Raw genomic sequence first — 11,139 nt, forward strand, 5'->3', positions numbered from 1 at the left:
CCGCACAGCAACTCACCGCGTGCTTTTACCGTATCAAGGGTGCTGGCCGCCATTGCTGCAGTGGCTGTAACAGCCGTGACAACAAATGCGCCCGTCAGGACAGACAAAGTTTTTTTCATAGTTAAATTCTCCCGTGAATTCTAAAAAATGCTCCGGCCGTCAGTTTTTTAATCGCACTTTCCAAAAAAACCGACATTCAAAGCTCCCTAACAATAGTTACTTTTTATTTAGCCAGAACATCTACAAAAAGAGCCCGAAAAATCGGCCTCTTCCATGATTTTCTTTTTGCACATGCGAAAAAACATTCGTTGTTTCTCATGCACATATCCAAGCTTTACCCTTAATTTACCTCTTTGCAAGACCAAATTCCGGAATAAGTCGTTTTTTTTACCATGTGTTCAAAATTTATGCGTAATAGTGGGTATATATTCACCATGACGCATGTTAATTGTGCATTCTGAAAGTTGGCACACATTATTTCTTGGCATTCCCGCAAAAGACATGGCAAAAGAGTCTCTGAATTTTCTTTCAGGCAGGAGTGTTTTAAACATGTCAGAGACCATCATCGGCATCATGGGCGGCAGCGGAATCTATGAGATTGACGGGCTGGAGAATACCCGTTGGACAAAAATCGAATCGCCCTTCGGCACCGTTTCAGACGAGATCCTTTTTGGTGAACTGGACGGCGTTCAAATGCGTTTCCTGCCCCGTCACGGCCGCGGTCACCGCATTTCCCCGTCCGAAGTCAATTACCGCGCCAATATCGATGCAATGAAACGTGCCGGTGTCACAGATATTGTTTCGGTTTCTGCCTGTGGCTCGCTGAAAGAAGAACTGCCGCCGGGGCATTTTGTACTGGCTGATGATTATATCGACCGTACCTTCGCCCGCGAAAAATCTTTTTTCACAACCGGCTGCGTTGCCCATGTCGCTTTTGGCGAGCCGGTATCGAAACGACTGGTCGATTGTCTGGAAGAGGCCCTGAAAGAACTGGATATCGATTATACCCGAGGCGGGACATATCTTGCGATGGAAGGCCCGCAGTTTTCCACCAAGGCAGAATCCAACCTCTATCGTAGTTGGGGCTGTTCCGTCATCGGAATGACCAATATGCCCGAAGCCAAATTGGCCCGTGAAGCTGAAATGGGATATGCCACCGTCGCGATGGTCACCGATTATGATTGTTGGCATGAAGATCACGACGATGTCACCGTTGAGCAAGTCATCAAAGTGTTGCTGGAAAACGCCGAAAAAGGTCGCAACCTTGTCAAAGCTGCTGCCCCAAAAATCGCTGCCGCCCCACTGCCCTGCCCATCCGGTTGCCACAATGCGCTTGAATACGCCCTCATCACCGCACCGGATGCCCGTGACCCGGAAGTGGTTGCTAAATTGGACGCGGTTGCTGGTCGGGTTTTGAAAGGATAATTCCAATGAAAGTTAACGGCACCCCGACACGCCCCATCTGGCTGGATGATGATGGATTTGGGGTCAATATTATTGATCAAACCAAACTCCCGCACACTTATGAGATTGTGCGTATGGAAACGTTAGCCGATGCTTGTCATGCTATTTTTGACATGCTGGTGCGGGGCGCGCCATTGATCGGGGCGACAGCAGCTTATGGCATGGCACTTGCTTTGCGTACTGACGCCAGTGATGAAAGTTTTGAACAAGCCTACAAAGAGCTTTATGCCACCCGCCCAACGGCAGTGAATTTACGCTGGGCACTGGATGAAATGCGCAAACAAATTTTGCCTTTGCCGGTTGCTGAACGTGTAAAAGCAGCTTATGCACTGTCGGCCCAAATTTGTGATGACGATGTCGCACAAAATTCCGCCATTGGTGATCATGGCCTAAAAATCATTGAAGAGATTTGGGAGAAAAAAGGCAAAACAGGTGTGATCAATATCCTGACCCACTGCAACGCCGGATGGCTGGCCACAGTGGATTGGGGGACAGCAACCGCCCCGATTTACAAAGCCTTTGATGCAGGTATTCCGGTTCATGTCTGGGTGGATGAAACCCGCCCGCGCAATCAAGGTGCATCCCTGACCGCATGGGAACTGGGCAATCACGGTGTACCCCATACCCTGATCGTTGATAATGCCGGTGGACATTTGATGCAGCATGGCGAAGTTGATATATGCATTGTCGGCACAGACCGTACCACCGCCAGCGGGGATGTCTGCAACAAGATCGGCACCTACCTGAAAGCCTTGGCCGCCCATGACAATGGTGTGCCCTTTTATGTCGGGCTGCCGTCCCCGACCATCGACTGGACGGTGGATGACGGCGTAAAGGAAATCCCGATTGAACAGCGCGATGCCACCGAAGTCACCGAAATGACCGGACGTTTAAAAGACGGCAGCACCGCCACCGTGACCATCACCCCACAAGGCTGCAAGGCGGCAAACTACGCTTTTGACGTCACCCCGGCCAAATATGTTACCGGATTAATCACTGAACGCGGTGTGGCACATCCCAGCAAAGACGGCTTGGCGAAGCTGTTCCCCGAGTTCACCTAACGGATACTCAGGAGAGGTCTTATGGCATTTGAAACATGGTTGATGTATTTATTGGCGGTTCTTGCGGTCTGTATAACGCCAGGGCCCAACATATTGCTCGCTATGACTCACAGTGTTCAATATGGGTTGAAGCGCACCAGCATCACCGCCCTTGGCTGTATTACAGCGACCTCCAGCATGGCCCTGATCTCTGCAACCGGATTGGGGGCACTTTTGCTCGCATCTGAAAATGCCTTTCATCTTTTAAAATGGATGGGAGGCGCGTACCTCTTTTACATGGGAATCAGCCTGTGGCTTAAAAAAGAAAGTGCTTTCTTTGATGCGACCTGTAACGCACGCCCTGCCGTACGATTGCGCCGTCTTTACGCCCGTGGCGTTATGGTCTCAGCCAGTAATCCAAAGGCGATCATCTTTTTTGGGGCACTCTTCCCCCTGTTTATCAATCCAGATGCTCCCTTGGCCCCACAATTTGCAATTATGCTGACAACTTTTTTGGTCTTTTCTTACGGCTTCATCATGGGGTACGCCGCCCTGACAGCAAAAATCACCCCTTACCTACGCACCCGCCGCGCAAGTAAATGGTTTAATCGGATGAGCGGCAGCCTGTTCATGGGGATTGGACTGGCCTTGGCAACATCGGAAAAATAAATTTATGAAACATCAAAGCGTCATTGATACGGCCTTAAAAATGAATGCCCTTGGTATCAATCAGGGCGCCAGTGGCAATGTCTCAACAAGATCGGATAATGGCTTTTTAATCACGCCGTCGGGGCTGGATTACGACATGCTTCGTCCCGAGGACATCGTGAACGTTCATATGGATGGCACCTACACGGGATCACTTAAACCATCCAGCGAGTGGCTATTTCATCGTGATATCTATTTGGCAAAACCGGATGTCAATGCTGTCATCCATACCCATTCCAAATTTGCAACCACCTTGGCCTGCCTGCGTCGCGACTTGCCGCCTTTTCATTATATGATTGCAGTTTGCGGCGGCAAAGACGTCCGTTGCGCGCCTTATGCCACGTTCGGCACACAAAAGTTATCCGATATTGCCCTCAGCGCCCTTCAGGACCGTCATGCTTGTTTGCTGGCCAATCATGGCATGATTGTCACGGGCCCAAATCTGGAAAAGGCCCTGAAAATCGCACAAGAGCTGGAACTCCTTTGTGAACAATACTTGAATGCTCTACAAATCGGTGAACCTTACATTTTAAGCGATGGCGAAATGGACGAGGTTCTTGAAAAGTTTAAAACCTACGGCAAGCAGGATAAGCACGAGTCATAGATGCCCAAAATCATCGATCTGATCAATATGGGGCCAAAAACAGAAATCTGGTTGCACGAAATCGGTATTGAAACAGAAGCTGACTTACGTGAACGCGGCGTGATTCAAGCTTATATTGAACTCAAAGCCCGTAATCCACACACATGCTTTGGGCGATGCAAGGGGCTTTGATGGGGATCAATTGCTTACACTTGCCAGACGAGATCAAGCAAAGTTTAAAAGATGAATTAAATCAGGCTTAACGTAATAAAGCGCGCGCTGTACGGATAAGCTCATCCGGTAAAAAGGGCTTTTCCAATATAGCATCCGCCCCGCTGAGCATAGCGGCCTCCAGCAAATCACCACCATCTTGATCCGGCCCCCCCCCTGAAATGGCCAAAACGGAAATATCCTGATTGCTCGCAATTGCTTTATCAATAATGGCAAGCCCGTCTATTTCCGGCATTAAAATATCTGTAATCAATAAATCGAAACGAGTATTTCGTATTTGTTCCAGCGCCTGCTCGCCGTTTACAGCACTTTCCACATCAAATTCTGCATTTCGCAATGCCTCTGCCATAACCGCTAAAACGGCTTCATCGTCGTCGACGATCAAAAGTCTTGCCACGCATTTTCTCCATTGAGACTAGAACAAGTCACAAGGATAATCGCATAAAAGTGTAAAAAAAGTACAAACATTTAATCAAACCCAAACATTGTATGTTGCACTTACAGTTCACAAACCTTACATTTTAGCCTTGCGTCACCATCAGGACAATGAACGTGTCTCTTTCCGCTTTTAAGTTTATGCGCCATACCGTCGAAAACCTTCCCCATTGCAAAAAACTGGGGCTGAAGTTCACACAGCTTGACGAAGGGGTCGGCGCCATGCAACTGGCCCCCCGACCTGAATTTGTCGGCAATACCGCCCAAAATTTCATGCATAGCGCAATTGTCACCACCCTTCTGGATACCCTGTGCGGGACGGTTGCCTCTTCGGCTTACAGCGAAGGCCGTACCGTTGCAACATTGGATTTACGGCTGGACCATCTGGACCGACTGCATGGTGATCGCACCCTTTACGCCAAGGCTGAATGCTTTCATCATAATGATGACGTTGCTTACGTGCGCGGCTGGGCTTGGCAGGATAGCGAAGACAAGATGGTTGCCAAAGCAACTGGAACCTTTATGGCCAGCGGCACATTTAAACTGCAAAAGGAAGATATGTGATGAAAACCCTTTTTGGAACAAGCAGTTTACAAGATATAAACGCCATGATCCCTTATGCTCAACTGGTCGGGTTGGACATTTCAAGTGACGAACAAGGTTTGTTAACGATCTTGCGTGCGCACGATGACAATATCGGCAATGAAATCATCGGGGCAGTTCATGGCGGGGTGGTTGCTGGCCTTATGGAACATGCGGCTTCTTTTCATCTGCTGGACGAACTTGTCAACCCGGTGCGCATTCCCCGTATCATAAATGTCTCGATCGATTATTTGCGCCCTGCCCTCAATAAGAATACATTTGCCCGTGGGCAAGTGGTCAAGCAAGGCAAACGCGTTGCAAACGTGCGCGTTACGGCTTGGCAGGACGATGAAAGTCGCCCCGTTGCCGCAGCTCATGCTCATTTCCTTATTGCGTAAAACATCCGGCCTCCCCATCTTTAGAAACTGAACTTATAAAAGCAGGGCCTTAAGAATGGAATTTTCAGCGACAACCCGGATGGTGCATATAACCGTCCAACCTTTTTTTCTGGAACAAGAATCCGATCCGCAAAAAAATACCTTTATGTGGGCCTATCATATCCGCATTCACAATAGTGGGTTTGAACCGATCCAGCTGCTCTCACGTTACTGGAAAATCACCGATGCTTTAGGGCGTGTACAGGAAGTTCGCGGCGAAGGCGTGGTCGGTGAACAACCCCTCATCAGTCCGGGTGGTTTTTACGAATATACCAGCGGTGTTCCCTTGCAAACTCCAAGCGGTTTTATGGGGGGATCCTACGAAATGGTCAGTGGAAACGGCGAGCGACTGGATGTGACCGTTCCGACATTTTCACTCGACAGCCCCTTTGATGTCCATTCTGTCAATTAAAGCTCCTTTTTTCCACACATAGAAACGTTTATTAAAAACCTTCTATTCATCATTTCATGCTGGCTTATTTTTAAGCGGCCTCATATTGTACAGCCTATTTCAGGATACAGCCCCGCATAAGGATATACATGAGAATTGTATCGATACTTGTTCTGGTCGCCTTGTTCTGCCTGACCATCCCTGCTTATGCAGCCACTCCACAATGTCCACAAACCCTAGGTATGTATGCGGAAAACAAGCTGACGTTAAAGGCGCGCCATATATTTGAAGGGATGTACGCAAAACTTGGTTGCAAGCTATCGGTTCGTCTGTTGCCACCCAAACGCAGTGTTATATATTTCAACCGCGCTCTCATTGACGGAGAACTCTACAGACTGGAAGATATCGAGAAAAGTTACACAAAAACCTTTGTGCGCTCTCAAGCTCCTCTCCTTTCCATTCCCGCATCCCTTTGGGCTTCCACAGACCCGGAAATATACAGCACACGTCCGCTGGGCTACATCAAAGGCTATGCATGGCAAGAACGTTTTATCGGACAGAAACCTCTACTGACGCCCGTTGCCTATATGAACGAAGACGATTTATACGTTGCGTTCAACAAGGGTGTTATCGGGTCCTTTCTTGGCAACGACCCCTACGTTGATTTTCTTCAAAAAGAAGGACTGCTGAGCGCACCACTCAAAAAAATTATGACCATTGAAACCCGTCATTTTTACCATTACCTCAACGCAAAATACGCCCCCTTTATGCAACGATTTTCAGAGCTTCTGGCAAAAGAAGATAATTTCGCAGCCCTTTATCAAGACTAGCCCGTGTCCTGAAACATATTTTGCCCTTGCATTCCCTCGATCTTGAGTCTATAACCCGCTACCTCGTCGCTGAAATTTTAGTCAGCGGCGCATATTTTGTTAAAGGCATTGAAAGATGACGAACTGAGGCTAAGGCATGCCGAAGCGTCGGTTTCAATGTAGATACATAAAGGATAATGAAATGCCTAAAATGAAGACGAAATCTGGCGCGAAAAAACGCTTCAAGATCACGGCTACTGGCAAAGTACGCGGTGCTTACGCATTCAAATCCCACAACCTGCGCAAACGTTCTCAGAAAATGAAACGTCAAGCACGTGGCACAATGGTTCTGAGTGCACCTGATGCACGTATGGCCAAATCTTTGATGCCGTACGCTTAAGTACACGATTACAAGCCCAGAATAAGGATTAAGACACATGCGTTCAACAGTAGCAGTTGCTTCCCGCGCTCGTCGCAAGAAGATCATCAAGGCGGCCAAAGGTTATCGCGGCCGTAATAAAAACGTCCTGCGCGTCGCTATGGAGAAGGTCGATAAAGGCCTTCAGTATCAGTACCGCGACCGTCGCAACAAAAAACGTAACTTCCGCGCACTGTGGATCCAGCGTATCAATGCTGGTTCTCGTCAGTATGGCGTAAGCTACTCTCAATTCATGAACGGCCTGAAACTGGCTGGTATCGAGCTGGACCGTAAAGTTCTGGCTGATCTGGCAGCTCGTGAGCCGGACGCGTTTAAATCTTTGGTAGAACAGGCCCAGGCCGCTCTTGCCAAGTAACAAAACGCTCACGTAAAGCTGATTGTTTTACGTTGAAAATTCTTGGAAAAGGGGACTGGGGCCTTCGGGCCTTGGTCTCCTTTTTTGTTTGCTCTAAACACTTCCATAGGGAACGGATATGGAAAACCTCGATCAGATTAAAACAGAAGTCCTGGAAGCTGTCGTTGCCGCGACCGACTCCAAGGCTTTAGATGACATTCGCGTCAGTGCGTTGGGTAAAAAAGGTTCCATCACCTCGTTGATGAAGAACATGAAAGACCTGACACCGGAAGAACGCAAAGAAACCGGACAAAAGCTCAACCTCATTAAAGGCGAAGTCGCCCAAGCTATTGATGCGCGCAAAACAGAATTGGCCGATGCCGAACTGAACGCCCGTCTCATGGCGGAAAAAATTGATGTGACATTGTCTGTACGCCCGGAACACACTGGCACAGTTCATCCTGTCAGCCAAACCATTGACGAAGCCATTGCTATCTTTGGCGAGATGGGTTTCAGCGTTGCCGAAGGACCGAATATCGAGGACGATTGGCGCAATTTCGGTGCCCTGAACATTGGCCCGGAACATCCCGCCCGTCAGGATCACGACACATTTTATCTGCCGCGCGAACAAGACGGCAATCGTATGGTCTTGCGTACGCATACCTCCCCTGTACAAATCCGTTCCATGCAGGAAAAGGGCGCACCGATCCGTATTATCTGTCCGGGGCGCACGTATCGTTGTGATTATGATGCGACCCACACACCGATGTTCCACCAAATCGAGGGGCTGGTCATCGATGAAAAAACCCATTTTGGGCACCTGAAAGGCTGCCTGATTGATTTCTGCAAAGCCTACTTTGGTGTGGATGATCTGCCCGTTCGTTTCCGTCCCAGCTATTTCCCGTTCACAGAACCAAGCGCGGAAGTCGATATCGGCTGTACCCGTAAAGACGGTGAATTCAAAATCGGTGCCGGTGATGACTGGCTGGAAATTTTGGGCTGCGGCATGGTTCACCCCAAAGTTTTGGAAAACTGTGGCATCGATTCCAGTAAATATCAGGGCTTCGCCTTTGGCATGGGGATCGAACGGATCGCAATGCTGAAATACGGTATTCCCGATCTGCGGACATTCTATGAATCTGATCTGCGTTGGCTGCGCCATTATGGCTTCAAGGCCTTGGACATTCCCAGCATGGTAGGAGGGCTGACCCGATGAAATTCACTTTAAGCTGGCTCTTGGAGCATCTCGAAACAGATAAGACCTGTGACGAAATCGTTGAAAAACTCTCCATGATTGGATTGGAAGTCGAAGGCGTGGAAGATCGTTCCAAAGGTCTGGAAACGTTTAAGGTTGCTGAAATTTTGACCGCGGAAAGACACCCGGATGCAGATAAGCTGCAATTGCTGAAAGTCTCTGATGGTGAGAAAGAATATCAGGTCGTTTGCGGTGCCCCGAACGCACGCGCCGGTCTAAAAGGTGTGTTTGCCACATCCGGTTCCTACATTCCCGGCTTGGATGTCACCCTGAAACCGACAAAAATTCGTGGCGTCGATAGCCAAGGCATGATGATGTCCGAAGCGGAAATGAATTTATCTGATTCCCATGACGGTATCGTCGACCTGCCAGCCGACGTCAAAGTTGGCGCACGCGCGGTCGACATTATGGGCCTGACCGATCCGATTATTGAAATTGCCATTACCCCGAACCGTGGCGATTGCGCAGGCGTGCGCGGCATTGCACGCGATTTGGCAGCAACCGGTTTCGGCACCTTAAAACCGATCAATACTGATCCGGTAAAAGGAACGTTTGAAAGCCCGATTAAAGTCCATCTGCACAATCCTGCAGACGGCGTAAAAGCCTGTCCGCAATTTGCCGGGCGTTATATTCGCGGTGTAAAAAACGGCCCCAGCCCGAAATGGCTGCAAGACAAGCTGCTTGCGGTTGGCCTGCGTCCGATTTCCGCACTTGTTGATGTCACCAACTACTTCAGCCAAGGCCTGTGCCGCCCGCTGCATGTCTTTGATGCTGACAAACTCAACGGTGATGTGCATGTCCGTCTCGCCAAAGAAGGTGAAACACTGAAAGCACTGGACGAAAAAGAATACACGCTGGATACGGACATGACCGTTGTGTGTGACGACACAACCCCGCATGCCCTTGGTGGTATTATGGGGGGCGAAGCTTCCGGCTGTCAGGACGACACAACCAATGTCTTTTTGGAATGTGCGTTGTTCGACCCGATCCGCACCGCTATGACCGGACGTAAACTGGATATCCTGTCCGATGCCCGTTATCGTTTCGAACGCGGCGTTGATGAAGCAGGCGTTGTTGACATGACGGAAATGGCAACCCGCCTCATCCTTGAGTTGTGCGGTGGCGAAGCCTCTGATCTGGTTGTTGCCGGTGAAGAACCCCAATGGCAACGCACCATCACTTTACGCAAAGCCCGTGTCAAACAATTGACCGGTGTTGACGTGCCGGAAAGTGATATGGTCCGCATCCTCGACGTTTTAGGCTGCAAATTGGAAGACAAAGGCGACACCTTTGATGTTCAGCCGCCGTCATGGCGTTCAGACATTGAACTGGAAGCTTGCCTCGTTGAAGAAATCATCCGTGTTTATGGTTACGAGCATATCGAGGAAGTGTCTTTGGTTCGTGAAACCAACCTGCCGGGGATTGCCTATACCCCCATGCAGATCAAACGCGATATTTCACGTCGCACACTGGTTACACGCGGCCTGTCCGAAGCCGTCACCTATGCTTTCTTGCCAGAAAAACAGGCTAAACTGTTTGGTTGGTCTGATGAAAACCTGCGTCTAACCAACCCGATTTCCAAAGATTTGGAAATTATGCGTCCAAGCCTGTTGCCCAATCTGTTGGCGGCTTGCCAGCGCAACAATGATCGTGGCCTACCCAATGGCTGCCTGTTCGAAGTTGGTCCGCAGTTTGACGGTGATACAGCCGACAAGCAACCCGTTGTGGTTTGCGGCGTACGTACAGGTCAAACCGGCCCGCGTAACTGGGCGCAAGCCCCGCGCCGTTTTGATGTGTTTGACGCCAAGGCCGATGCAATGGCGGTTCTGGAAGCTGCTGGTGCCAAAGTTGAAAGCCTGCAAGTGGACCCCGAAGGCGCCCCTGCCCATTATCATCCGGGCCGAAGTGGTGCCTTGAAACTGGGTCCGAAAAACACATTGGCCTATTTCGGGGAATTGCATCCCGGTACGCTCAAGAAAATGGGCTACAAGGGGATTGCCGTTGGTTTTGAGATTTATCTTGATGCTATTCCGGCAACAAAATCCAAGAAAACAGGCGCGTTACGCCCTGTGTTGGAACTTTCCGCCTTCCAAAGCGTGGAACGTGACTTTGCCTTTGTGGTCGATAGCGATGTTCCCGCAGCCAAGATCATTCAATCGGCGAAAACAGCCGATAAGAAACTGATCAGTGACGTTGCTGTTTTTGACGTTTACGAAGGCGAGAATGTGGAAGCGGGTAAAAAATCCGTTGCCATCAGCATCACCTTACAACCCACCACCGACACCTTGACGGATGAACAGATTCAAACCGTCAGCGACAACGTGGTTGCCAGTGTTGCCAAAAACACTGGCGGCGAGTTACGTGGGTAAAATCTAACGTCAGTACTGATAAATAAAAAGGGCCGGAAAAATTATCTTCCGGCCCTTTCTTA

The 11,139-nt window shown here is 49.4% G+C and carries 13 protein-coding genes and 1 pseudogene; 13 read left to right on the plus strand and 1 reads right to left on the minus strand.

The annotated features are described in order from the left end of the window. Positions 1–549: 549 nt before the first annotated feature. From ACN0VA_RS00005 to ACN0VA_RS00025, 5 genes and pseudogenes are all read left to right on the plus strand, one after another. A complete protein-coding gene (locus ACN0VA_RS00005) occupies positions 550–1,425 on the plus strand; it encodes an S-methyl-5'-thioadenosine phosphorylase (RefSeq protein WP_417819151.1) in 876 nt (291 codons plus the stop codon). Between the two features lie 5 nt (positions 1,426–1,430). Continuing rightward, a complete protein-coding gene (gene mtnA, locus ACN0VA_RS00010) occupies positions 1,431–2,525 on the plus strand; it encodes an S-methyl-5-thioribose-1-phosphate isomerase (protein ID WP_417819152.1) in 1,095 nt (364 codons plus the stop codon). Positions 2,526–2,546: 21 nt separating this feature from the next. Continuing rightward, positions 2,547–3,173 (plus strand): LysE family translocator, encoded by a 627-nt coding sequence (locus tag ACN0VA_RS00015; RefSeq protein ID WP_417819153.1) that lies wholly within the window; start codon positions 2,547–2,549, stop codon positions 3,171–3,173. Positions 3,174–3,177: 4 nt separating this feature from the next. Next, positions 3,178–3,816, plus strand: a complete 639-nt coding sequence (locus tag ACN0VA_RS00020) for a class II aldolase/adducin family protein (RefSeq protein ID WP_417819154.1) — start codon at positions 3,178–3,180, stop codon at positions 3,814–3,816. A gap of 27 nt (positions 3,817–3,843) precedes the next feature. Then, positions 3,844–4,058, plus strand: a pseudogene (locus ACN0VA_RS00025) (TfoX/Sxy family DNA transformation protein). On the opposite strand, the gene ACN0VA_RS00030 reads toward ACN0VA_RS00025, so the two are convergent. Next, positions 4,055–4,423 carry a response regulator transcription factor gene (locus ACN0VA_RS00030; protein WP_417819155.1) on the minus strand — a complete coding sequence of 123 codons (369 nt, stop codon included), beginning with the start codon at positions 4,421–4,423 and terminating at the stop codon, positions 4,055–4,057. The pseudogene ACN0VA_RS00025 and the gene ACN0VA_RS00030 overlap by 4 nt on opposite strands. Positions 4,424–4,578: 155 nt before the next feature. Here ACN0VA_RS00030 and ACN0VA_RS00035 point away from each other — a divergent pair, with 155 nt between their 5' ends. The 8 genes from ACN0VA_RS00035 (at position 4,579) to pheT (ending at position 11,077) form a co-directional block, all read left to right on the plus strand. Beyond that, on the plus strand, positions 4,579–5,025 hold the full coding sequence (locus tag ACN0VA_RS00035; protein WP_417819156.1) for a PaaI family thioesterase: 447 nt from the start codon (positions 4,579–4,581) through the stop codon (positions 5,023–5,025). Next, a complete protein-coding gene (locus tag ACN0VA_RS00040) occupies positions 5,025–5,441 on the plus strand; it encodes a PaaI family thioesterase (RefSeq protein WP_417819157.1) in 417 nt (138 codons plus the stop codon). The genes ACN0VA_RS00035 and ACN0VA_RS00040 overlap by 1 nt, the downstream gene beginning before the upstream one ends. A gap of 55 nt (positions 5,442–5,496) precedes the next feature. Then, positions 5,497–5,892: a Co2+/Mg2+ efflux protein ApaG gene (apaG, locus tag ACN0VA_RS00045; protein ID WP_417819158.1), complete on the plus strand. Its 396-nt coding sequence runs from the start codon at positions 5,497–5,499 to the stop codon at positions 5,890–5,892. 128 nt (positions 5,893–6,020) lie between these two features. After that, entirely contained in the window at positions 6,021–6,701 is a 681-nt protein-coding gene (locus tag ACN0VA_RS00050; protein WP_417819159.1) for a hypothetical protein, read from the plus strand. A gap of 181 nt (positions 6,702–6,882) precedes the next feature. After that, a complete protein-coding gene (gene rpmI, locus ACN0VA_RS00055) occupies positions 6,883–7,080 on the plus strand; it encodes a 50S ribosomal protein L35 (RefSeq protein ID WP_417819160.1) in 198 nt (65 codons plus the stop codon). Positions 7,081–7,117: 37 nt separating this feature from the next. Continuing rightward, positions 7,118–7,474: a 50S ribosomal protein L20 gene (gene rplT / locus ACN0VA_RS00060; protein ID WP_188663400.1), complete on the plus strand. Its 357-nt coding sequence runs from the start codon at positions 7,118–7,120 to the stop codon at positions 7,472–7,474. A 118-nt stretch (positions 7,475–7,592) separates the two neighbouring features. Then, positions 7,593–8,669 carry a phenylalanine--tRNA ligase subunit alpha gene (pheS, locus tag ACN0VA_RS00065; RefSeq protein WP_417819161.1) on the plus strand — a complete coding sequence of 359 codons (1,077 nt, stop codon included), beginning with the start codon at positions 7,593–7,595 and terminating at the stop codon, positions 8,667–8,669. Next, on the plus strand, positions 8,666–11,077 hold the full coding sequence (gene pheT, locus ACN0VA_RS00070; RefSeq protein WP_417819162.1) for a phenylalanine--tRNA ligase subunit beta: 2,412 nt from the start codon (positions 8,666–8,668) through the stop codon (positions 11,075–11,077). The genes pheS and pheT overlap by 4 nt, the downstream gene beginning before the upstream one ends. Positions 11,078–11,139: the final 62 nt, after the last annotated feature.

It is taken from the genome of Terasakiella sp., assembly GCF_048267425.1.
Lineage (GTDB): Bacteria > Pseudomonadota > Alphaproteobacteria > Rhodospirillales > Terasakiellaceae > Terasakiella.